At 44.2% G+C, this 23,365-nt stretch carries 21 protein-coding genes; 11 read left to right on the top strand and 10 right to left on the bottom strand.

All coding sequences use genetic code 11. The features are described 5' to 3' along the window. Positions 1 to 54 precede the first annotated feature (54 nt). The 4 genes from FTX54_RS04310 to FTX54_RS04295 all read right to left on the bottom strand — a co-directional run bounded on the left by FTX54_RS04310 (position 55) and on the right by FTX54_RS04295 (position 2,784). Positions 55 to 168 (bottom strand): TlpA family protein disulfide reductase, encoded by a 114-nt coding sequence (locus FTX54_RS04310; RefSeq protein WP_147803288.1) that lies wholly within the window; start codon positions 166 to 168, stop codon positions 55 to 57. A gap of 136 nt (positions 169 to 304) precedes the next feature. Beyond that, entirely contained in the window at positions 305 to 922 is a 618-nt protein-coding gene (locus FTX54_RS04305) for a flavodoxin family protein (RefSeq protein ID WP_246125589.1), read from the bottom strand. Positions 923 to 1,313: 391 nt separating this feature from the next. Further along, a complete protein-coding gene (locus FTX54_RS04300; RefSeq protein WP_338485459.1) occupies positions 1,314 to 1,538 on the bottom strand; it encodes a hypothetical protein in 225 nt (74 codons plus the stop codon). A 145-nt stretch (positions 1,539 to 1,683) separates the two neighbouring features. Next, positions 1,684 to 2,784 carry a DUF418 domain-containing protein gene (locus FTX54_RS04295; protein ID WP_147803290.1) on the bottom strand — a complete coding sequence of 367 codons (1,101 nt, stop codon included), beginning with the start codon at positions 2,782 to 2,784 and terminating at the stop codon, positions 1,684 to 1,686. A 608-nt stretch (positions 2,785 to 3,392) separates the two neighbouring features. Here FTX54_RS04295 and FTX54_RS04290 point away from each other — a divergent pair. Both FTX54_RS04290 and FTX54_RS04285 read left to right on the top strand, forming a co-directional pair. Next, positions 3,393 to 5,132, top strand: a complete 1,740-nt coding sequence (locus FTX54_RS04290) for a gamma-glutamyltransferase family protein (RefSeq protein ID WP_147803291.1) — start codon at positions 3,393 to 3,395, stop codon at positions 5,130 to 5,132. Positions 5,133 to 5,302: 170 nt separating this feature from the next. After that, positions 5,303 to 6,172 carry a DMT family transporter gene (locus FTX54_RS04285; RefSeq protein WP_147803292.1) on the top strand — a complete coding sequence of 290 codons (870 nt, stop codon included), beginning with the start codon at positions 5,303 to 5,305 and terminating at the stop codon, positions 6,170 to 6,172. 210 nt (positions 6,173 to 6,382) lie between these two features. Here FTX54_RS04285 and FTX54_RS04280 read toward each other — a convergent pair whose 3' ends face one another. The 3 genes from FTX54_RS04280 to FTX54_RS04270 all read right to left on the bottom strand — a co-directional run bounded on the left by FTX54_RS04280 (position 6,383) and on the right by FTX54_RS04270 (position 9,736). Further along, positions 6,383 to 7,183: a 2-oxo acid dehydrogenase subunit E2 gene (locus FTX54_RS04280; protein ID WP_147803293.1), complete on the bottom strand. Its 801-nt coding sequence runs from the start codon at positions 7,181 to 7,183 to the stop codon at positions 6,383 to 6,385. Positions 7,184 to 8,192: 1,009 nt separating this feature from the next. Then, positions 8,193 to 8,624 (bottom strand): EVE domain-containing protein, encoded by a 432-nt coding sequence (locus FTX54_RS04275; protein ID WP_147803294.1) that lies wholly within the window; start codon positions 8,622 to 8,624, stop codon positions 8,193 to 8,195. A 116-nt stretch (positions 8,625 to 8,740) separates the two neighbouring features. After that, positions 8,741 to 9,736: a hypothetical protein gene (locus FTX54_RS04270; protein ID WP_147803295.1), complete on the bottom strand. Its 996-nt coding sequence runs from the start codon at positions 9,734 to 9,736 to the stop codon at positions 8,741 to 8,743. Positions 9,737 to 10,096: 360 nt separating this feature from the next. Between FTX54_RS04270 and FTX54_RS04265 the strand changes: the two genes are divergently transcribed. From FTX54_RS04265 to FTX54_RS04255, 3 genes are all read left to right on the top strand, one after another. Next, positions 10,097 to 10,837, top strand: a complete 741-nt coding sequence (locus FTX54_RS04265; RefSeq protein ID WP_147803296.1) for a hypothetical protein — start codon at positions 10,097 to 10,099, stop codon at positions 10,835 to 10,837. A 440-nt stretch (positions 10,838 to 11,277) separates the two neighbouring features. Next, a complete protein-coding gene (locus FTX54_RS04260) occupies positions 11,278 to 11,475 on the top strand; it encodes a hypothetical protein (protein ID WP_147803297.1) in 198 nt (65 codons plus the stop codon). A 689-nt stretch (positions 11,476 to 12,164) separates the two neighbouring features. Then, on the top strand, positions 12,165 to 12,401 hold the full coding sequence (locus FTX54_RS04255) for a hypothetical protein (RefSeq protein ID WP_147803299.1): 237 nt from the start codon (positions 12,165 to 12,167) through the stop codon (positions 12,399 to 12,401). Positions 12,402 to 12,562: 161 nt separating this feature from the next. On the opposite strand, the gene betB is transcribed toward FTX54_RS04255, so the two are convergent. After that, entirely contained in the window at positions 12,563 to 14,035 is a 1,473-nt protein-coding gene (gene betB / locus FTX54_RS04250) for a betaine-aldehyde dehydrogenase (protein ID WP_147803300.1), read from the bottom strand. Positions 14,036 to 14,325: 290 nt separating this feature from the next. Here betB and cudC point away from each other — a divergent pair, with 290 nt between their 5' ends. The 3 genes from cudC (at position 14,326) to FTX54_RS04235 (ending at position 17,065) form a co-directional block, all read left to right on the top strand. Further along, positions 14,326 to 14,877: a choline uptake/conversion transcriptional regulator CudC gene (gene cudC / locus FTX54_RS04245; RefSeq protein WP_147803301.1), complete on the top strand. Its 552-nt coding sequence runs from the start codon at positions 14,326 to 14,328 to the stop codon at positions 14,875 to 14,877. A gap of 171 nt (positions 14,878 to 15,048) precedes the next feature. Beyond that, positions 15,049 to 16,008: a glycine betaine ABC transporter substrate-binding protein gene (locus FTX54_RS04240; RefSeq protein ID WP_147803302.1), complete on the top strand. Its 960-nt coding sequence runs from the start codon at positions 15,049 to 15,051 to the stop codon at positions 16,006 to 16,008. Positions 16,009 to 16,237: 229 nt separating this feature from the next. Then, the gene (locus tag FTX54_RS04235) at positions 16,238 to 17,065 is read left to right on the top strand and encodes a dihydrodipicolinate synthase family protein (RefSeq protein WP_147803303.1); all 828 of its coding nucleotides are present in this window, start codon (positions 16,238 to 16,240) and stop codon (positions 17,063 to 17,065) included. A 215-nt stretch (positions 17,066 to 17,280) separates the two neighbouring features. Here FTX54_RS04235 and betA read toward each other — a convergent pair whose 3' ends face one another. Continuing rightward, on the bottom strand, positions 17,281 to 18,966 hold the full coding sequence (gene betA, locus FTX54_RS04230; protein WP_147803304.1) for a choline dehydrogenase: 1,686 nt from the start codon (positions 18,964 to 18,966) through the stop codon (positions 17,281 to 17,283). 891 nt (positions 18,967 to 19,857) lie between these two features. Next, positions 19,858 to 20,220 carry a n-acetylglutamate synthase gene (locus FTX54_RS04225; protein ID WP_187254500.1) on the bottom strand — a complete coding sequence of 121 codons (363 nt, stop codon included), beginning with the start codon at positions 20,218 to 20,220 and terminating at the stop codon, positions 19,858 to 19,860. A gap of 210 nt (positions 20,221 to 20,430) precedes the next feature. On the opposite strand from FTX54_RS04225, the gene FTX54_RS04220 reads away from it, so the two are divergent. The 3 genes from FTX54_RS04220 (at position 20,431) to FTX54_RS04210 (ending at position 22,968) form a co-directional block, all read left to right on the top strand. Then, entirely contained in the window at positions 20,431 to 21,138 is a 708-nt protein-coding gene (locus tag FTX54_RS04220; RefSeq protein WP_187254501.1) for a GntR family transcriptional regulator, read from the top strand. 88 nt (positions 21,139 to 21,226) lie between these two features. Continuing rightward, a complete protein-coding gene (locus tag FTX54_RS04215) occupies positions 21,227 to 22,450 on the top strand; it encodes a M24 family metallopeptidase (protein ID WP_246125590.1) in 1,224 nt (407 codons plus the stop codon). A gap of 236 nt (positions 22,451 to 22,686) precedes the next feature. Then, entirely contained in the window at positions 22,687 to 22,968 is a 282-nt protein-coding gene (locus FTX54_RS04210) for a hypothetical protein (protein ID WP_147803306.1), read from the top strand. Positions 22,969 to 23,365 lie beyond the last annotated feature (397 nt).

Raw genomic sequence — 23,365 nt, 5'->3', positions numbered from 1 at the left:
CCCTATTTTTCTATCATATAGCTGCTGCCACCCTGGCAGCTGTCCTCTGCATCGTCACCAGGAAGCCCACATAAAAATTAACGTCTTTTTACCGTGAAAATCATGAAGGGAGACGGTATTTCCTTCTAAATCAGTTAAGGCGATATTTTCAATTTTGTCTAGCAACATCCGTATTCCTCCTCGCATATTATATTTATAAATTCTAAAGAGCTCCTCAATTTCACGTTCCTTCAGCCATTTTGCCAGTGCGTTTAAGGAAAGTGACGTTTTAAGGTTTTCCCCTCATTTCCCGCATTTATCATCTTTACTCTCCTGTATTCCCTTCTGCAGGAATCGGGTTTTCTTTCAGCATACGGGCAAAGTGAACGAGGTTGTGGACCATCATTTTAGTATTTTTGATCGTGAAGGCGTTGTCCTGCCCGGTTTCCAGATAAGACGGTCCCGGACCTGCTTCTCCTACCCAGTAGGCGTCTACGTTCGGCGGGACAGTGAAGCCGATATGGGACAGCCCGTACAGAATCGATTTCGCTGATTCTTTCGCGCCGTCTTCATTCCCTGTTACGACGGCTCCTCCCACCTTATTGTAATAAATCGCCTGTCCTTCGCTGTTCTTTTCTCCGCTGGAGGCATATAGCCGTTCCATCGCAAGCGTTGAGACACTGCTTTTTTCTCCGATCCAAATGGGCGTGGCGACGATTAAAATATCAGCCGCCAGCACCTTTTGCATAATTTGCGGCCACTCATCCCCCTCTCCCATATCCGGTGCCATTCCGGGAAGAATGCGGTAGTCCGCTAAACGAATTTCTTCTGTTTCCACCCCCAGGTGAGTAAACCATTCCGTCGCTTTGTGAAGCAGGCCCGATGTGTGGGAAGGCTCGCTGCTGTTCTTTAGGGATCCGTTCAAATACAGCGCTTTTACCATATCCTTCATCTCGCTTTCTGTAATATTTTTTATATGACTCCATTTTATAATAGAAGGTCATTCTGTAAAAAACAAATAGCGACCATGACCTCCGTTTCAGACGGACGCCTTATCCTTCAGGAGCCGCCGTCTTTCCCAGGGGTCTTCTTCGTATACGAACCTTCATATTATTATTTCCAGAAGGTTCATTAAGATACGTTGCAACGCAGAGATTCATATAAGTAGACAAAGCTCCCACAGAACTTTTTTCTGTGAGAGCTGTTTTTTTATTAAGCACGGGTCCACGTGGCCGTAATAGGAATATTAGCGGCTTCAAATGTCGTATAGACCGGACATCTCGAGTCCGTTTTCTGTTTTAGCTCCTGGATACGCTTCTCTGATTCTGACGTGCTCACACTTGCTTGAATCTAAACATCATTTCCTTTGCGACCATATTCGCGATCACATTTTCACAGCCTGCAAGCGAAGCGAGCATATTGGACAGCGGATCCTGTCCTTTATCCGCGCCTCCCATTTCTGCCGGCTCGTCAATAATTATCGTATGGTTTTTAGCCTGCAGTTCAGCAGTCATATTTTTTGCTTTTCCTGATACTTCAAATCTCATTTTTCCGCTCATGATTGGGCCTCCTATATAGTAGATTACCTCTTTACTATAACTGGACGTCAGCTTTTGTGATGTAACCTGGCTTACACTATAAAAGAAACCCCGTTCCTCAATTCTAAGAAAAATTTAAAGTAAAGAAATACTCCCACTGTCACTTTCATCTTCTGAAAGAAACAAACTTTCCATGGGTGCCGGCTCTCCATACCCATTCAAACGGGCCGTAATAAAATTTTTTTAACCAGAAGTGACTGATGATCATTTGGGCGAGAAACAGTGAGACTGCGATACTAAGAGCAAAATAGTAGCCCGGGTCTGACCAGATACCGACGTCCCGGAAGATCGTTCTTCCTGCATTTGCGAAGATCGTAACAAACACAACCGACTGCATAAGGTAATTGGTGAATGTCGTTCTTCCTACCGCTGTAAAGGGATGCAGCAGCCTGGAGACCCGCTTCGGACTCGTTCCTAGAAGTATTACTCCAATCGTCACTCCGATAGTGAGAACAAACGGGAAAAAGGTTTGTAAACTGTTAATGAAAAGATTTTCCGGCATTTCCATCATGGCAGTTTTTCCAAAGAACCCGACAGTGAAAAAGAAGAAAGCGGTAACCCACATTTTACGGCGGTTCGCCTCCATATAAGAAAAAGCCTCTTTCCGATACATATACTTGCCGAGCAGAAAGAATCCCAGGTGACTGACCATGGAAGAAAACTCTCGAAGGAGGTACGTGTAGCCTGGTATCCCTTCTCCCCCTAGTGATTTCATCCCTGTTTCCAAATCAAATAGATAAGGGGTATAGTGATTGAGAAAATCGAGGCCTACCGTATAAAGGAGCCAGAACGCGAGTCCCAGTAAGAGAAGCCATTTATCCTGAAGCTTTAAAAAGAAAAGCAGCACAAATCCTGCCATGGCAAACATCATCAGGATATCTCCAGCCCAGACAGCATAGCCGTGAACCGCTCCGGCAATACCAAGAATGGCCAGCCTTCGAATCAGCAGCGGATATGGATTCCGCTGGCGTTCCCTCGTTCTATCATAAATAAGGGCGATACTGATGCCAAACATAGCGGCAAATAAAGGTCTGGCACTATCTTTGATTAAAATTTCCAAAAAACTTCGAAGCAGAGGTTGAGAATCAGAGGCAACCCCTGCAAGACCCGGGAAATTCATTAATAATATTCCTAATAAAGCGAACCCCCGCAGCCGGTCCAGTATTTCTATTCTTTCCCCTTTTGCTGTATTTTCAGTAGAGGCCATAGGAGAACCTTCTTTCCTGGTGAGTTACTGCTGCATCATGTATGTTTTTAAAATCCATCGTAAATTCTTCAACTTCATCCGGGCTCTTTACGAATCCTGATAAGTAAAGACTGGATAATTACTGGCATTTATCTAAAAGACCTCTTCTCCCGCCCCCCCCCCTGAACACAGATGGTATTCATTATTAAACTTGTTCTTTCTTGTTCTATTCCCGCTTCTCTTTTTCATTACACCCTCCCGAACACACAGATAAGCTCTGTTCAGGAAAAATAATGGAATTTCTGTAGTTTGTCTTTCTGATAATCAGGGAAAAACCGAACAACACACGTATTTCCCTTTGAAGCGTTCCTCCAGTACCTTCCGCCCTTCGGTTTGGAAGAAATGGATCTTCTGCTCGTCCTTGACCGCCCTGGAGTCACCCCATGTGCCCCACAGCTTACGGTAAAAAAGACCGGGCAGCATCTGCCTTCTAATAAAGAAAACCTCTTCTTGAACATCATCGATTCCACCTGTAAAGAGGGGAAGTTCCGTTTCCAGCGAAGTTTTCTATATTTATCAAAAACAAACTTTAACACAGCTTTCCGAATAAAGTGAAAGGAGCATGAGATATGGGTGACAGAAGCAAGTCCACCGTTTCTTTAAAGACCCCTCTTTCCATCGCTTATGTCTTTACTGCCGCTGCTATTTTACCCCTGCTCGTAAGCGGGTGCTCTCCGGAAGAAGATCCGGTAGAAGCTCCCGACAATTCCAACGATACGGAGGAGAATGTTCAGGAAAATGAGACTTCCCAGCCCGAATCTGAAGAAAATGAGAATGCCGACAATGAAACAAATACAGAGGAAACTTCTCTATTAACTTCTTATGGAGTTAGTGCCGGGCATCCGGACGCGGTCGACGCAGGTATGGAAGTTCTTGAGAATGGAGGCAGTGCGGTCGACGCTGCTGTAGCGGCTGCTTACGCCGTTTCGGTAGTTGAGCCGTTCGCTTCCGGGATCGGCGGCGGGGGCGTAGCACTTATTCACGAACAGGGAGAGGACCCCCAGGCATATGACTATCGGGAAGTTGTTCCGGAGGAAGGGATACCTGACTCAGATATCGGCGTGCCGGGGTTTGTGGCCGGCATGATGGAACTGCACGGGGATTTCGGCTCAGCAGAATGGGAAGACCTGCTTGATCCTGCAATTTCCCTTGCTGAAAGTGCGGAAGTTTCTGAACTGCTGTCCCAGCAGCTCCAATCAGGCCAGGGGCGTCTTCCTGCAGAGCAGCTCGCACATTTTTATCCTGAGGGAGTTCCTTTAAGTGAAGGTGCCGAGCTGGAGCAGGCAGAACTGGCAGCGTCTCTGGAAGCAATACACGACAGCGGAGGGGAATCTTTTTACGAAGGAGCTCTCGCTGAGGAGCTGGCTTCTCAGATAGAAGGGGTGGACACTGATTCTCTTGCTGGCTTTGAAGTGGGCCGTCACGAGCCTGCCACGGGGGAATTCGCATCGTATGAAATCGTCGCTGCCCCTCCCCCGCTTCCCGGAATCAACGTGATTCAAATGCTGCAGATGCTTGAAGCAAAAGAAATTGCAGAGATGGATCGAAACAGTACGGCTTTCATTCACCATACGGCGATGTCCTGGCGCATCGCAAGACAGTTTCTCGAAACGGACCTTGGAGATCCCGGGTTTGTAGAAGTACCTGTAGAGGATTTAACTGATTCTTCCCGCAACGCTTCTATTGCAGAGGAGATTTCCAGTGAATCTTTGACTGCCGTGGATTCCGGCGGGTCCTACGGGGGATTTGACCCGAATACGACCCATATTTCCGTCGTCGATGCGGAGGGGACTGTGGTTTCCATGACAAATACAAATACGAACTTCTGGGGTTCCGGCGTCTATGCAGAAGGTTTCTTTCTCAATAATCAAATGGCCAGATTCAGTATTGGTCAAGATGGAGTGAATGAACCCGAGCCCGGAAGACGCTCCGTAACGTGGTCCTCCCCGATGATAGCCGCTGATGAGGAAGGGCCGGTTCTGGCAATCGGAAGCCCCGGTGGCGAAAGAATCCCGATCATGCTCACGCAGGTGATCGCAGACTGGGCGGGAAGCGGTGCTGACCTGGAAGAAGCCGTCCAGGCCCCTCGTTTTCAGCTGGATGAGGATGCGCTTATTATGGAAGAGCCTCCAGATTCGGAGCAGCAGGACGAACTGCTTTCTATCGGATACAGTGAAATTCGTGAGCCACCGACGCCTCTTTATTTTGGATCTATGCAGGTATTGGAAATTGACCGCGGAACGGGAGAGATAACAGGAGCACTCGACGAGCGGCGCGAAGGAGACTGGCGGGTGGAAAGTACAGAATAATACTACCCTTGAAGAAACTGGTCGTATGAAAACAAAAAACGCTTCCCTTTATTTTTCAGGATTAATCATTCTTTAGAGAAAGCACCCAGCTGGAAGTCATGTACATGCCTTTTCCCCGGCAGGAGGATTTCTAAAGAATTCGTTAGATCACTTATTTTCAGGAGGAACAAATGCAGGCTAAAGGGTTATTTTTAATTATACTGGCCGCTGTATGCTGGGGCATCAGCGGGGGGATTGCTGCTATTTTAATAGCTGAAGGCTGGGATCCCATCGTCATCTCCTTTTACCGGGGCGCTGTCGGATTTTTATGTTTTTTTGCGTGGTTTCTCGTTCGCTTCGGAGAAAGCCGGCACGTGTCCAGGCGTACATTCATCTGGTCTATGCTTGCCGGTGTGGGAGTAGCCGGCAATTTCTCCTTTTATTTTCTAAGTATCGAGGCCTCCAGTGTTGCTGTTGCCGCTACGCTGATGTATACCGCTCCTATATTCGTTCTGTTAACTTCTTTTTTACTGAAAATAGAGCGTTCGACATGGTTTAAATGGGGATGTATTGCCAGTGTGCTGATGGGGATTTTCCTGCTTACAGGGTCCTATGATATCTCTTCCCTTTCCGTGAGCTACCTCGGAACAGCTGCGGGGCTTGCTGCGGGGCTTTCCTATGCGTTATTTATTTTCGGATTTAAAAATGCCTCTGCCTATGGAAAGCCGCAGACGATCCTGACACTCGCTTTCTTTTCTTTTTGTATTATCCTTATTTTCTTTGCAGATAAAAATGAAGCTGCCAGGGTTGTTCTATCAGGTGATTTAGGTTGGTTTCTTCTATTAGGACTTATCGGTGCAGGCCTTTCGTTTATCTTTTATGTGGTTGGTATTCGATATACGGCACCGACCACTGCTTCGATGGTCGCTATGGTAGAACCGGTGACAGCTTCTTTGTTTGTCGTTCTTCTTCTCGGAGATCACCTCACCGTCATCCAGCTTCTCGGTATGCTGATCATCCTGCTTACGGTTACCGTTCTCAGCAGGAAGCAGATCAAATAAAAACTGTTCTTTGAAGTGTACGGCGGGGACGTCTAAGAGATGGAAATGCAGTCGGAAGATTCTTAACAGAGTCAGGACAAAGGGCATAATTGAATATACGAACTAAAAAAATTCTTCACTCTTTACCAAATAAACATTCTGAAAAAAGCGCAGTCACTGCGCTTTTTTTGGTCATACCGGCAGCTTTCAATTTGCTTCGACTAACGATTGTCATAACCCTTCTCCCTTTTCGACCAGCTTTATCAGCTTCGATAAAGCTCTGACTGCAGGTGCTCCGTCGATGACATTATGGTCAACGGCAGCTGTTACGAAAAGATATTCCCTTATTTCGATTCTACCATCTTTTACTCCCGGCTTTTTAATAATGGAACCAACTGCAAAAGAAAGGGGGTGAATGCTCATGGGGAGAACCCAGCCATTAATTTTTCCTATCATCCCTACAGAAGTAATCATCACAGTCCCCATGTACTGTTTTGTCAAAAAAGGATCTCCAATAATTTTTTTCCAGACAAATCCTCTGGCGAACCCGGGCATAGCATAATAGGCTTTCATTAAATATGCGTTTTTCTTCTCTCCTAAAACGAAATCCCCTTCGCCGTCGACAGCCTGTGCCTGTGCTGCTTTTATTTCTTCATGAATCTCTGCCATTTCCTTTTCATTGGTCTTTCGAATCACATAAGGCAGCGGCACTTTTTCTCCTTCGACCTCTCTTTCAATCATGATGGATATATCAATATCCTCGAAAATAACGACTTTTTTCTTCCCTTTCCTGACTCCATGAAGCTCTTTGCATTCTTCTACTGTTTTACTAATGCATTTAATGAACCAGGCGTTAAAAGAAACGTTCTGTTTCTGCTTCTTTTTTTCAAGAATCAACTGCCGGGCATCTGTTACATCCAGCTCGATTAATGCCCTTATATAATGTTTTCTTTTACTGGCAGCTCCAATATCAATTGTCGATATTCTGCTTGAGGGAAAAGAATTTATTCGATATTTTCCTGGCTGTTTCATATACGCTCCTCCTCGTCACTATGAGAATCTAATGAAAAAAACAGCTTATGCACAGATTTACAACAGGTATGCGACGGACATACTTCATTCGTATAATAAAAAAGCTGCCTTGAAAATAAAACAGATAAGCAATGAATGGTCGCTTTCGTTTCCATGGGGACGCTTTCCGGGCGGGCCGGGCTCAGCTAATCCTTTCCTCCCTGCGGTCGTGCGGGATGGATCTTCGTCTCGTCCTTATTCGCCCAGGAGTCGACCCATGTCCCCTCCAGCTTACGGTAAAAAGATAGAGAAGTATCTGCCACCTATTAAAGAAGATCCTTTCATGAACATCCTTCATCCCACCTTTATAGATGGGAAATTCTATTCTTGTAAAAGGGCATTTTCATCCTTCATGGTGCAAAAATATTTGGATGAGTGTCTCTGTTAAAGTCTATGGCTCTTACGTACATAAAGGGGATCGTTCCTGCTCTTTATCATTTACAATCTGCTTCTTCCCTTTAAAAGCCACAGTAACAGGCATGAGCATTTTGAGATAATTAATTCATTTTAGAATTATTAAAGATATATCTTTTTACCACCAAGTTCGCGTAAGAACCAAGTCTATTGTTGATAAATACAGAAAGCCCGCTGGTTGAATCAAAAATGTACCAAGGTAGAAGCCAGTGCCAAGGTGATTTTTCAAGACACCTGCGGAAAAAGAAAGCGGGAAGATCCTCCCGGACGCAAGGAAAGCCGCATGTTATCTCCGCGGCAGGCGGAGGAGCCGCAGGCACTCCGAAAACAACACGAAGCTTTAACAGAACCAATAAAAAAGAACCCGCCTCCGACAAGGTTAAAACGACTACGAAATAACCATCAGAAAGGGTTCTTATAATGATAATTTTACTGAGGAGTAAACCCGGTTTCAATCGACCAGTAATGGAGGAGTAAGTTCCTGTAATCAGGACTGGAACGGATTTACGTTCTCCTGCTTTTACTTGGTAACAGAGAACCATAATTTTTTCAGCTCTTATTTCTTATCAGTTGGCTCTTCTAGATAATTTTGTGTAATGTATGTCCAGATTTTTTCTCCAGCTTCTTCATCCAGTGATAAATAAGTCTGCTGAAAAACTATGTTTTTTCCGGCAATCTCTTTCATTTCTCTTGCGGAAAGAGGGGCCTTCAGTTTCTGAAACGAATTCAGCGACGTGAAGTATTCTTCATCCACCTGCCCTTTGTAGTCTTTTGCATCCACCACACCGGTACCGATACCTATGGCGACAATGCCTCTTCCGCTCTGGTACAAAAAGACTTTATCCCCTTTCTGAATACGTTTGATTTTTTCTTTCCAAGGATGATAATAAGCCGCTGCTTTCCCTTCTCTCAGCATCTCGCTGTGGGCCTGGGGGTTATGTTTGTAATTTGTATTTATTACCACATGGGAGTTCTTGAACTTCATCACATGAAATCATTTCTCCTCTTTTCCACTGTAAATACCCTTTAAATAAGCCGATCAATCCGCTGTTTGAACTAAGTTGGTTTTCATTTCATTTTTAAACGAGGAATATTTCCTCTTATTTATCTTTGAAAATTTATACTATTTAAATACATCTGCGCGATTTGATTTTGACCAACAATTTTCCATTCCACATACCGCTTATTTTTTTGTATTTCCAGTCTTTCATTAAATTCCTTATTAAATTGTTCTGTTAAGTTTCCCAGAATAAACAGATAGACGATCGGTGAATCAGAATTTGCGGTACACCTTTCCAAATCATCAATAGGCCTTGTACCAATAACATCTCCTTGATAATTTTTACACTGCACCGGCACGTCGTCATGCAGGAGTGATTTATGATCCATAGGATCCAGTATTCTCATTGTAAGATCCCACCCCTGCTTTGTATCTCCTTGATTAAAAACCTCCATTCCATAAGTGGAATTAATTAAATCAGCTACAAATTTTTCGAAATAGGCGCTGGGCCATTTTTGAGAGATCGATTCATACGTGCGCTGGAGAGTATCCTCATTCATTCGATTTATTTCGAATTCTGTCGATCGATCATTTTGATTATTTTCATAAAAAGTTTTATCTTTTAGTATTGCTTGCTGACTTATTTTTTCTAGTTCTGCCTGCGCATCCTGATCATAAATTAAGTAGTACTGGCCTCTTTTGGAAAGGTGGTGCCTGAGTGATTGGGAAACGGCCTTCGATTCTACATTTATAAAATCATCTGTAATAAGGCGGCACTCCACGTAATGGTTAAAGTCTTTTTGCTTCGGGTCGGTGGACTTATAATCACCGGTAACTTCCACAATAAGAAATTTTCTTAAAGGTCGTTCCAGCTGAACAACCAAACGGTCTCCTAGCTCTAATCGTTGAATAAGAAATTGCGTATATCTCCATATTACTTTTTCTTCCCGACTTCTATTTTCAATATCTTTCGCTTTAATCTTTCTAAGGTTTGAACCAGGACCACTCCACCCAAAACGGGCTCTCCCATTTTGAAGTTCTTCATACATCCAATCCTCGTTCCCTTCGTTCATAGCCACATATTTAAAATATCTCGTCAACAATACCCTCTCCATTCTAATAATTCTGAAAATTTACGATGGATAACTTCATTTTACAGGAAATTAATACATTATAGTACATAATTTGGTATTTATTTTGCTTATTTGGTAATTTTTATTTCGAATTCCTAGAAACGATTAATTAACTTGAACGAATCTTCTCTCTTGAAAATGTGTCGTTATTCAAATTACTTTTGGCTTCACACTGGGCGAATTTTTTGAATCTTGCTGATGTTTACCGCTGAGAACATCTTCAGAAAAATATATCTCCAATGTAATCTATTTCTCGTTAATTATGGAATGAGGAACTTCTTCCCTTCGTTTCCGTATAAAAAGAAAGAAGACACGGGGGGATACATAATGAAAAAACTGCTGCCGTTCGTTTTTCTTCTCGCTGCCTGTGGAGCAGAGGAGGAAAACACGGAGATTACCGGGCAAAATCTGGGCACGTCGGAAAACGGCACGCCGATCGTTTTGTTTGTAGAAGATAATTTGAACGGAGAAGAATTAACAGCGGATTATGTAAGAGACTTTGATTCGGAAGAGTACGAGGTGGAAGCCTATCAAGTAGCGTACGATGAGGATACTGAAATCGTCTACTTGGAAACAGAAGAAGAGGTGGAGAACCCCGTAATTCTGGAAGCTCCTGTCCCTAAAGAAATGCGGGTGATCATGGACGATGCATTTGAGCCGCAGGTCTCCCGAAACAGAGAAAACTATATATTGGAAGACTCTTCTCTGCTTCCTGTCGTACGCGCGGAACGGATTGAAATTGAGTATACGAACCTGGAAACTATTCACTCCTATATAGAAGAGGCTGTACTTCCAAGTTATGATGGCGGATTTGTACTAGCTCTTTTGGAAGATGATTCAAAAGAAGCTATGGAGTTTGCCATTCAGAATAGTACGTTTCATGAAAAACTAAATGAGCCCGGCAGCGATAGAGGAAACTGGTCCATCAATGGGTACAGCCATGAAATGACGGAAGCGATCGCAGGAGATGAAGTCATCTATCCCTCCTATTTTATCTATCAGGAAGGCAGGCAGCCGCACCGGGTGGAGAGCATAGAAGAAGTGTTTAATTACGTAGACGATTTATAAGAAAGACGTTTAATTAGTACCAGAAAATGAGCACAGGGGCGTCTGCGCGCCCAGCTTCGTCCTTTTTCATTGAAGCTGTGTTAAAATCTATTGTGAATACATGCAGAAAACTCCGCTTCAACATGCCGTGGAGGAGATTTCCGGGCGGGCTGCGCCTCTGCAGGATTTTCCAACACAGAAAGCCCGCTGGTTGAATCAAGAATGGGTTTTGTATATGCTGCCCGGTCATTTTTATCGTAAGCTGAAAGGCACACGGGGCGAATCCGAGGCGATCAAGGACGAGTCCTACCCCGCACACGGAATTAGCTGAAGCCGGCCCTGTGATCCCATGGGAACGAAAGCACTCCCTTTTTCACTAATCAAAATTATTTTCAAGGCAGCCTTATTTAAGAAACCTATTATAAAACCTGGAGAAACATGTGATTAAAGGAGAGTTCTATTTGCTTAATTCAAAAGAAGACCAGCCCTATTTAATTGCTGGTTTTTCTATACTCACCCTCTGGTTTGCTTCTGTTCTCTACCGAGGAGACACTATGCCACAGATGGAATCGTTCATTATCCTTGCACTAGCTGCAATCATCGTCTGGTTTCCTAAAATAAAAAGACTGTTCAAAAGGCTTTTTAATATTTTTAAGTAAAGCTGTCGTAAAGTCTGGTGTTGATAAATGTTGATAACTCCGCTTCAACTGACCTGCCGTGGAGGAGATCTCCTTCTTCCACGGGCATATTTCCGCTTCGTTTTAATTTTCTAATACAGAAAGCCCGCTTGTTGAATCAAGAAGGTACCAAGGTAGAAACCAGTGCCAGGGCAAGACGCCTGCGGAAGGCGCGCAGATCCTCCCGGACGCAGGGGAAGCCGCAGGCACTCCAAAAACAACACGGAGCTATAACAGAGACACTCATGCAAAAGCCTTGCACCATGAAGGATGAAAATCCCCTTTTACAGGAATGGAATTTCCTATCTATTAAGGTGGTATGAATGATTTTCAAGAAGGAATTTTCTTTATTAGATGGCAGATACTTCTCTATCTTTTTACCGTAAGCGGAAGAGGACATGGGGCGACTCCGGGGCGATGGAGGACGAGCCGAAGATCCATCCCTCCCGACCGCAGGAAAGAAGGGATCAGCTGAGGCCGGCCCGCCCGGAAAGCGTCCCCATGGAAACGAAAGCGTACGTTCATCGCTTATCTACTTTATTTTCAAGGTAGCCTTAAGTATAGGAACAATTCCTAGCTGAAAACCAGAAAAAAGATTTCATTTTTCTCAGGAGCGGATGACCTTATTCCTTGTCCGCTGCCTAAATTTCTCTATAAAGGATGTTATTTATTTGAGCATTTCAAGAATTGTTATGGTAACTCTCGCTGTCATCATGCTGATTCTGTATTTTACGTTAAACCTGCCCTTGTATATCATGTACTTCACTATTGCGATTTTAAATCTATGGTCGTTAATAGACATGAAAAAGGATGATGCATTTAACCCCGGCAAAGCGTATTTGATTTTTATGAGCATCCTCACTTCCCTCTTTTTTGTGCTCGGATTACTATATCTTTTCACTACATAATTTGTTGATACACTCAGCGGAGCTGGTGAAAGAACAGAAAGGTACTCGCATTTTTTTATAAGTTAATTTAAAGAACTTCTTTTCCACATAAAAAACTGGAGGCAGGTCTCATAATCAATGAGGCCTGCCTCCAGTCGTAGACATATTTTTATTGGTGCATTTTAGAACCAGTTGAGCGGTGCAGGTTTCAAGTTCTGGAAGATGTGCTTTGTTTCGGTGTATTCTTCAATACCGAGTTTTCCGAGCTCCCTTCCAATACCGGACTGCTTGTATCCGCCCCACGGCGCGTGCGGGAAATACAAGTTGAATTCATTAATCCATACCGTCCCCATGCGCATGTTTGCAGCACAGCGCTCTGCTTTTGTAGTGTCGTTTGTCCAGACGCCGCCGGCAAGGCCGTAGATAGAGTCGTTCGCAATCTTGACGGCTTCTTTTTCAGTCTGAAATTTTTCGACCGTAATAACAGGACCGAACGCTTCCTCCTGCACGACGTGCATGTCTGTCGTGCAGTCTGTGAATATCGTAGGCAGGTAGAAAAATCCGTCCTGCAGCTCCGGCTCCTCTGGACGGCTCCCGCCGACTGCAAGGGTTGCACCTTCCTCTTTCCCATTTTTCACGTATTCCTCTACTTTAGCAAGGTGCTCTGCCGAAATAAGCGGCCCCATCTGCGTATCTTCATCAAAACCGCTGCCGAGCTTAAAGTTCTTCACCCGCTCGACGAGTGCGTTCACAAATTCATCGTGAATACTTTCTTCTACGATTAACCTTGTACCGGCCGAGCAGATCTGCCCTGCGTGGAAAAATACGCCGTTTAACGCCTGGTCTACCGCGATATCAAAATCCGCATCCGCAAAGATAATATTCGGATTTTTTCCGCCGAGTTCAAGAGCAAGCTTTTTCACATTCACACTTGCCGCCTGCATAATTTTCTTGCCGGTGACAATGCCTCCGGTAAAGGAAATAAGATCCACATCAACACTACCGGCGAGCTCTGCACCGACTGTGCCTCCTGCGCCGAGAACGAGGTTTGCGACTCCAGCAGGGACGCCCGCTTCCTCCATCAGTTGAAATACTTTTACTGTCGTAAGCGGAGTGATTTCACTCGGCTTCATGATAAGCGTATTGCCCGTCGCAAGTGCCGGGGCCAGCTTCCAGGACGCCTGAAGCAGTGGATAATTCCAAGGTGTAATCTGACCGCACACGCCCACCGGCTCGTGAACGACTTTACTGAGGGAGTCCGGTACAGGAGAAGCGATCAGCTCTCCTCCGTTTTTGTCTGCTATTTCGGCATAATATCGGAAGACGCCGGCAATATCATCCATGTCGCCCCGGCTTTCTTCTACTGTTTTTCCGGTATCGAGTGATTCCAGTTCCGCCAGCTCTTCTCTGTCACGTTCAATGAGCTCCGCAATTTTTCGTACGATAGTCCCCCGCTCCGTTGCCGGCGTGGAAGACCATCCGCCGTTATCAAATGCTTCTCTTGCGGCCGCAATCGCTGCTTTGGCATCGTTCTCGTCTCCTTCCGGAACCGCTGCGATAATTTCCTGATTAAAAGGGTTAATAATATCCCGCGTGCTGCCGGACTGTGCATCTGTCCATTTGCCGTTAATATAGTGCTGTAGTTTTAAATTCAAATCAGTCAACTCCAGTTTTTATGTTATAATTAAGTTTGTTAAAAATTTATTTAACGTTAATCATATCGTATCACGGCTCTTCAGAGCTGTCAAAAATGCCTGGATACGTAAAACAGCAGCAAGAATTAAAAGATAGGAAAAGTGCTCTCCCTGTTGAGGTCAGTCCTTTTTTCCACTGAGGAAATTTCGTTTTTCCATTGACATTTCAAATGAGTTAGGTAACATGAAGTTTATAAAGAAGATTAAATAATTATTTAACGATCTTTACTTTAGACCGAAGGGGCGACTTTATGAACGAATCTGCGGAAACATCCAGAAAAAAAATTGAAGACGCAAAAGATAAAGTCATCGGTGCTATTGCAGAAACAATGGATTTATACGGGGTCACTCCCGCTGCTGCAAATTTGTATGCGACGATGTACTTTAAAGATCAGATGACGCTCGATGAAATGCGGACGGAGCTTGAAATGAGCAAACCGAGCATGAGTACAAGTGTCCGTAAGCTGCAGGAAATCGAGATGGTGAAAAAAACCTACACCCGCGGCTCCAGAAAACATACGTATGCAGCCGAGAAAAATTTTTTCCGTTCCTTTATGGTTTTTTACTGCCAGATGTGGGAACGGGAAGTCAAAATGAACATGGAAGCCATTGAAGAAGCCCAGGCAGATTTAGTTGACGTCATGAAGGATTCCTCCAGCACGCCGGAGATGGTGACAGAGTCCAAAAAATACTATGACCAGCTTGAAGATTCCAAAGCCTACTATCACTGGCTGGATGACCTTGTCGCAAGTATCCGGTCCGGGGAAATATTTGAGTTTCTCCCGAAAGATCCTAAAAAGTAATGTGAACGGAACAGGCGGTTCACCCTTCCCTGTGGACTGCCTCGAAAATGAACGTTTCCTCTGTCTCTTTTTATAGAAGAGACAGGTTAACTATAAAATTTATATTAAATTTTTATTTAATAAATTTAACGTTGTTAATATTCAAAATAAAAATAATGGAGAGTGAAGCACATGAATAGTTGGAAAAAAGAACTTGGCCTCAGCTTTACCGTACTCGCAGCGGTTACACTTACAGCTTGCGGAAATTCAAATGAAGAAGCGGACAACGAACAGGCAGATACAGGCAGCAACCCGGCTGAAGCTGAAGTTGACGCGGAAACGGAAGAGGATACGGATACAGAAACCGAATCAAACGGAGAAGAACTAACGTTTTCCCAGATTAACTGGTCTGAAAACATTGCTGTAACCAACATGTGGAAAGCTATTTTAGAAGAAGAAGGATACACCGTCAATTTAAACGTATTGGAAATGGGCTTTACGATGGAAGCTCTCTCAAGCGGTGAGCTGGATGCCAATCTGGAAATTTGGCTGCCGGTTCAGGACGCTAACTATCTGGAACAATACGAAGATTCGGTGGATTTCTCCGAGGAAACCTGGTTTGATAACGCCCAGGTAGGACTCGTCGTACCGGAATACGTGGACGAAGTGAACAGTATCGAAGATTTAAATGAACATAAAGAGATGTTTGAGGGCGAAATTATTGGTCTTGATGCCGGCGCAGGAACGATGGAAGTAACGGAAGATGCTATCCAGGAATATGACCTCGATTTTGTCCTGCAGCCAAGCTCGGAACCGGCCATGCTCGGGGAAGTAGATAATTCCGTAAGTAATGAAGAACCGATCGTTGTCCCTCTCTGGAGCCCTCACTGGGTCTTCTCCAGTCATGATCTTAAATTCCTTGATGATCCTGAGAACATATTCGGCGGTTCCGAAAAAATTCACCATGCGACGCGTCAAGGTTTTGCAGACGATCATCCGGAAGTAGACGAGTGGCTTAAAAACTGGAAGATGGACGACCAGGAAATCGGCGAGCTCATCGACTACGTGGAAAGTGCCGAAGATCCTCTTGATGGAGCGAAGGAATGGATTGATGAGAATCAGGACCTGATTGATGAGTGGATTAATGAATAGAATATCGAAAATATAACGAAGCTGGTTTCTCTGAAAAGGAGAAACCGGCTTTTTTGTGTTATAAACCTCCTTTCGCACAGCAGTTTTCTCCCTTCTAATCGTGTATAGTCTTAATTAGAAGATTTTATGTATAGGTAACCCAGTAAAAATTGAATAAGGTACAGGATCTTCGCTGCAGACAGACCGCCCCCTCGATAAAGCAGATAAAAAAGAGAAAGGAGAAAACAGCATGCTGAAAGAAAAAATTCATATTGCCGTGCCGACAGCTTTTTTTGAAGATGAATCTTTAAATACTCAAGAGACGATAAGCCATATAAGAGACCTGTATAACCAAGGAGTAAAGTCTGTTCTTGTGTCAGGAACGACTGGTGAACAACACAGTTTAAGTCTTCCGGAGAAAACAGATCTGATAAACGCTTTGGAACTGGAAGAAGATCTTATGAGTAATATGGAAATTATATTTGGTGTTGCTTCCACCAGGCAGAAAGAGGCCGAGAAATTAGCGGAAAAGATATCTCACACAAAAATAGCCGGTATCATGCTTGGGTATCCTCCTTATGTCATACCGACCCAGGAAGAAGCACTCATTTATACGAAGAGGATTATCGACCACAGTAATAAACCAGCCATTTTATATAACAATCCAGGCAGAACCGGCTTCGATTTATCGGAGGAAAGTATTATTGAATTAAGTAAGCTGGACTTGGTCATAGGAATAAAAGATGCCGGAAGTAAAGAAAAAGTAGAACAAATAAAAAGCGGGATGCGTAAAAATGATTTCTATTTTTATGCTGGTGGAGAAGTCGATTTGGAAGAAAAAATCTCACATGGATATGACCGGCTTTCTTCTATTGCGGGGAATGTATCCCCCGAAGAAATCAGCGAGTGGTTTCAAACGATGCTTATGAAGCAGAAAATAAGCAGGCAGGAAAACGAAAAAATTGAAACGATCATGGATCAAGTGTATGAAGGAAATGCTATTGTGAACCTGAAAAAAATCATTCATCAAAGGGGTATTTCGATGGGGACCTGCAGAAGTCCAATCGGAAATAATTGATTATATATGATGAACTTATTATTTATAAATTTCTCTCCTTTCTGCCGTCTTTGTATCACTTGAGACGCTCTCCGAGGGGATCGTCTTCAGCAGAATACAGACGGTGACTACCATTTTTCAGCATCGCTGAAAGTAATGTTTCACCACAAAAAAGGCCCTCTTCAACCATGCAGCCTTGCATGTTGAAAAGGGCCTTCCCTATTAAATTGCTCTTATTAAGCTTTCACTGTGCCTGAATCTGCCGGGTGAACACCGTGACGGTAGAAGTCTGCATGGATAGGTTCGAGCGGTTTACGTCCGAGGATCAGGTCCGCTCCCTTTTCTGCAAGCATCAATACCGGAGCATGAATGTTGCCGTTCGTTACATAAGGCATCACTGACGCGTCGACAACACGGATATTTTCGAGTCCGTGGACTTTCATCGTCTCTGGATCAACGACAGCCATCGGATCAGAAGCCGGTCCCATCTTAGCGGTACAGCTCGGATGAAGCGCAGTTTCGGCGTCTTTTGCGACCCACTCCAAAATCTCTTCGTCTGTCTGCACAGCAGGACCAGGGGAAATTTCTCCTGAGTTATAAGGCGCCATCGACGGCTGAGCCATAATTTCCCGTGAAATTCTGATCGCTTCAATCCACTCGCGGCGGTCCTGTTCCGTAGAAAGATAGTTGTAGACCATGCTGGGATGTTCTCTTGGATTTTTCGAACGAATCTTCAAGCTTCCGCGGGCATCCGAATACATCGGCCCGACGTGAACCTGGAATCCGTGCTCTGTGTCTGCTTTCTGCCCATCGTAACGGACCGCTACCGGGAGAAAGTGGAACATCAGATTCGGGTAAGGGACTTCCTCATTGGAGCGAACAAAGCCACCGCCTTCGAAATGATTGCTTGCGGCAGGTCCTTTGCGTCCGAGAAGCCACTGCAGCCCAATCCACGGCATACGAGTTTTCTTTAAGTTCGGCTGCTCTGAAACCGGCTGCGGGCAGGAATACTGAATGTAGGATTCAAGGTGATCCTGCAGGTTTTCCCCTACTCCCGGAAGATCAACGACCGGTTCAATCCCGAGGGAGCGCAGGTGGTAAGCATCCCCTACACCTGACAATTGCAGCAGCTGCGGTGAATTGATCGCCCCGCCGGAAAGAACTACTTCCCCCGCCTCAACCTTGTGCATTTTCCCGTTACGTTTGTAGGTGACACCGTTCGCCGTTGTACCATCGAAATCGATACTAGCGACAAACGCGCGGGTTCTCACCGTGAGGTTTTTGCGCTTCATGACCGGATGCAAAAAGGCACGGGATGCAGACATGCGTCTGCCCTTGTAAATATGCTTATCAAACGGACCGAACCCTTCCTGACGGTAGCCGTTCACATCCGGCGTCCTTGAATAGCCCGCTTCGACAGCAGACTCAAAGAAAGCCTGGAATAAAGGATTCTTTGCCGGTCCTCGTTCTAATTTAAGCGGACCATCGTGGCCGCGGTATTCATGATCATCTTTTGAAGCTAACGCATTTTCCAGACGTTTGAAGTACGGAAGGCAGTGTGCATAATCCCACTGCTCCATTCCGGTGTCTGCTCCCCACCGCTCATAGTCCAGTGGATTTCCGCGCTGATAAATCATTCCGTTGATAGAGCTTGAACCGCCGAGCACTTTTCCGCGGGCATGCTTCACACGCCGGCCGTTCATATACGGTTCCGGATCGGATAAGTATTTCCAGTCGTACAGTCGCTTTCCTGCAGGAAACGGCAGCGCTGCCGGCATCTGAATCAACAGATCCCACGCATAATCGCTTCTTCCTGCTTCCAGTACCAGCACACTGTGTTCTCCGCCGTCGCTTAAACGGTTGGCAAGGACCGAACCGGCGCTGCCTCCGCCAATGATGACATAATCAAATTTTTCACTCATATTAAAAACCTCCTTGGAAATTAAGCATTCACTGCTTTAGTCGAACGTTTATGAAAGGCATTCATTAAAAGACTTCACAGATGCAGCCGTATTTATTTTTTCAATCCAAAAAAACGCAGTTGTTCCCTTTTGTTTTTTTAGATTTGGCTTCTGCTTCCGCCTATGAAGTTGATAGAATACCATTCCTATTAGTTTTGTTAAATTTTTATTTAACATATTTAATATTTTAAATTTACCACAGTGGAGATTTTTTGTAAACCTGCCTTGTTGTTTTTCGATTCATACGTGGATGAAAATGACGCTCTCGCCGGTTTGGACAGCGGCAAAAAAAGAAATGCACAAAATAAAAAAAGGAGCCGCTAAAGGCGGCTCCTCTCTTTATAGTAGATTTAAAAACTGTTAAATGATGTCTGCGGCATGACCGGTTCCGAATTATGCTTGAGAATGATCCATCACGATTAATTATCAAGGCTTCCTTTGTAATAAAGTAGAAGAGTGGGGAACGTGCGCTTTCCTTTCAACAAAGTCTTTTCGCTTTTTTTAATGCATTTTCACAAAAACAGCATCAGTTCCGGTTTTCTTCTTGTAAAAATGGTACATTCAGGGTCTTCCTTCCATGTTTATAAGCCTCCACAATAACCTGCCTTTCCATACATCATGATTACATCGCTTCTTATTCTCTGATTTCTGGTTTTTCCCTTTTATAAAGGACATAGAACAATAAGGATATGAATAGACAAGCAATAAAAGCTCCTATTTGTATTTCGCTTGGGAACAGGAAAGAAAGTATTAAAAAAGTAATGCCAATAAGTAAAATCACTAAAGATAAAATGCGATTCGGACTTTTCATTTTCACACCTCAACTCCCTTGAACCCTGGAAAACAAAATCCTTATGGAATGTCTGTCTGTGACACTACTTCTTCTATAGTAGACGTTCCTTCCGTCTGCTCTCTATCAAACCATTTCCAGTTTTCGTGCAGTCTAATTCTACCGTCTGAAAGAATCTCAGGCGTAGAATAACATTTCCCTCCCCTTATTTCATTACCAGTATTCACATGGTTATACCTGAAGTTTAAGCACCCGTCTTTCTCTACTATCCCGATTAATGTTCCTTTTACAACGTCCCCACCGCTGTACGTGGCAGAAAGGATATTCTTATCTTGTTTGTACTCGAAAATTGTCTTTGAGGATACCTCCCCGTTCTCCGTGTTTTCTATAGCAATAAATCTCTTTCCCTCATAGTTTATAACCATTAAATCACCTCATAATTTTGAATATTCCACTATTTTGCATCATATCTTTCCCTGCTTCAAGCATTCTGGAATAGTCGTTGGTGGATGAAAATGGACGCCAGTGTTTTATTTTCAAGGCAGCCTCGCGAAAAATTTTTCCCGCCGGTTATTCTTCTGCACTTGAGCAATTTGATTGAAAGAAATAGTATAGATACAGAAGGAGAGATAAAGATGAATCAAAAACAAAAGAAACTGCCCTTATATGTTCAAATAAAAAATAAGTTAACAGCCAATATAAAAGACGGGACCTGGAAACCCGGAGATTCGCTCCCTTCTGAAAGTCAGATGATTGAGCAGTACAACGTCAGCCGTACAACAATCAGGCAGGCGATACGGGAACTGGTGCAGAACGGCACGCTGGAGATAAGCCGCGGGGCTCCTGCAAAAGTGAAAAAAATACCGGAGGAAGGTATCGGCAATCCCGGAATCATCCACCATGAAACCGGGACTGAGATGTCTGTTATTATTCTCCGTATGGAAAAGAGCCAGGCACATTACGCTGCCAAATATCAGCTTTCCCTCCCGGAAACGGCAGAGGTTTTCTTTATGGAGCGGCTGCGTATTGCTGATGGCAGCCCAATCGCTGTCCAGCGTTCCTACTTTCCCCTCGAAGTCGGACAAGCAGTCGAAGAAGCGGCCAATAAGGAATTTGACTATTTCCCCGCTTTGGGAGAGCACGGAATTCATCACAAAAACATAAAAGAACATGTCTCCGCAGCAAACGCTGCACCTTATGAAGCCGACCTGCTCGGTATTACACCGGGAGAAGCTTTAATTACCATTGAAAGAACTACGCTCGGTATAGACGCCGCTCCCATTGAATACAGTTTGACAAAATATACGCCTAAAGCATTTAACTATACGATTGAAATTGAGTAGATGGTCCCTCCGCCACTTATTGCAATAAGTTAAAACTTATTATAATATGTTAGTTATACAGTCACAAAAATCGAAACGGAGGACAATCATGAGTAAACTAACGAGCATCCGTCATGATAAAACACAAATCGATATTGTTAAAATGAGACAGTATCGCTTAGGCAGGGTCCGGGAACAACTAAAGAAGCTCGGGTATGGAGGCATTGTCATTTTTGATCCCGTCAATCTGCGATATGCCACGGGAAGCCGGAACATGCAGGTATTCATGCTGCGAAATCCTGCCCGCTATGCTTTTATCCCTACGGAAGGGCCGGTCACCTTATTTGATTTTCCAAACTGTGAGCATCTTTCCGATGGGATCGAGACGATCGACGAAGTAAGGCCGGCGACGACACTTTCTTACGTCGCATCAGGTGAGAACCTGTACCAAAATGCCAGAGACTGGGCAAAAGAAATTGCCGACCTTTTCCGGACTCACGCAGGAGAAAACGAAAAGCTGGCAATTGACTACGTGCCATCCGTCGGAGCTATTGAGCTTGCAAAAGAAGGCATCGACGTCGTGGACGGACAGGAACCTATTGAACATGCAAGAAGCATTAAAAGCGATCAGGAAATTCAAGCTATGAAGATTTCCGTTAAAACGGCGGAAGAAGGCATGATCCGCATGCAGCAGGCATTGGAGCCCGGTATTACGGAAAATGAATTATGGGCGAACCTTCATACCGTCAACATTTCCCAAGGCGGCGATTATATTGAAACGAGACTTCTCAACTCCGGCAGCCGCACGAATCCATGGTTCCAGGAATGCAGCGATAAAGTGATTCAGGATGGGGAGCTCGTGGCTTTCGATACGGATATGAACGGCCCATTCGGTTACTTCACAGATATCAGCCGCACGTTCTACTGCGGCAAAGGCGAACCGACGGACGAACAGAAGCGGCTGTATCAGACGGCTTACGCACAAATTCAAAACAATATTGAGCTTCTGAAACCTGGCATGTCTTTCCGGGAATACGCAGAAAAAAGCTGGCAGATACCCGATGAATTTTTTCCTAACCGTTATTTCACTGTCGCTCACGGAACAGGTCTGAGCGGGGAATACCCTTATATCGTCTACCCTCAGGATTTTGAAGAGAAAGGCTATGACGGCATCATTCAGCCCAACATGGTTTTATCAGTGGAAAGCTATATTGGCTCTCCGGGAGGAAAAGAAGGAGTCAAACTGGAAGAGCAGCTTCTCGTAACAGAGGACGGCGTCGAAAACTTCTCCGACTTCCCTTTTGAAGAAAAATTATTAAGGTCTACTAAATAAATTCGGTGAAATAAATATATAATACAGGAGAGGGGTCCACAGCATATTAGTTGTGGACCCCTTTTGTCAGACTGCCTTGAAAATAAAAGACGGAAGCAGGCGTATGATACAATCAGGTTATCTGGATTCATGTTATAAACAACGTTTCCTGTTAAACAAACTGGCACGTTCACATAGAAGAATAAACACCAAAACGAAATAAAAACGTCACCTAACAAAGAATAGGAGCTGTTACGATGAATTCTGCAATGATGGATATCCTTCTTTTATGGTTTCCAGTTATTGTTTTAGTCCTTGCTTTTCTTGGGATTGTTTGGAGTGTTTTGAAAAAAAGAAAATATATAACGGGATTTTTATTCGCCTTCTCTGGGGCAGGAATATTTTACTGGGGATTGTTGTATGTAGGAGGATGGGATGGAATGGGTATTTCTCTTTTCATCGGCGGAGGAACCGTACTTCTTGGTGTATTAATTCTGCTTATCACTTTTCTTTATTCTAAAATCGTGGCAGTCCATTAAACTAACAGGTGGAATTAGTTAAATAAGCCAGTAATGCTGAAGTAAAAGTTAGTCGACTCCAGTCACCTCCCTTTTTTCCAAGGACTATTCTTTTTCATCAGCAGTGGGGAGATCTCCGGTTAGATTTGTGTTCCTTCGTCATCTTTCAATTACCTTCTCCCATAGGGCCATTGTCCCTTACAGCTGAAAGCCTACTGATTATATGAACGAAGTTTTTTATTAAACGAGCATCAACATGATTTTTCGAGACACCTGCGGACAAAAGAAAGCTGGAAGATCACCCTGGACATAAGGGTGACCACATGCATTCACTTCTAAAGGGGAAAGAGGTTCAGTCCTCCTGCTATGAACACCAAGCTTTAACAAAGCTTTTTCTTAAGTAAAGCTATTTAGTATG

It is taken from the genome of Alkalicoccus halolimnae (assembly GCF_008014775.2).
Lineage (GTDB): Bacteria > Bacillota > Bacilli > Bacillales > Salisediminibacteriaceae > Alkalicoccus > Alkalicoccus halolimnae.
Note: the sequence above shows the minus strand (reverse complement) of the source record. Positions and strands in the feature narration are given on the sequence as shown.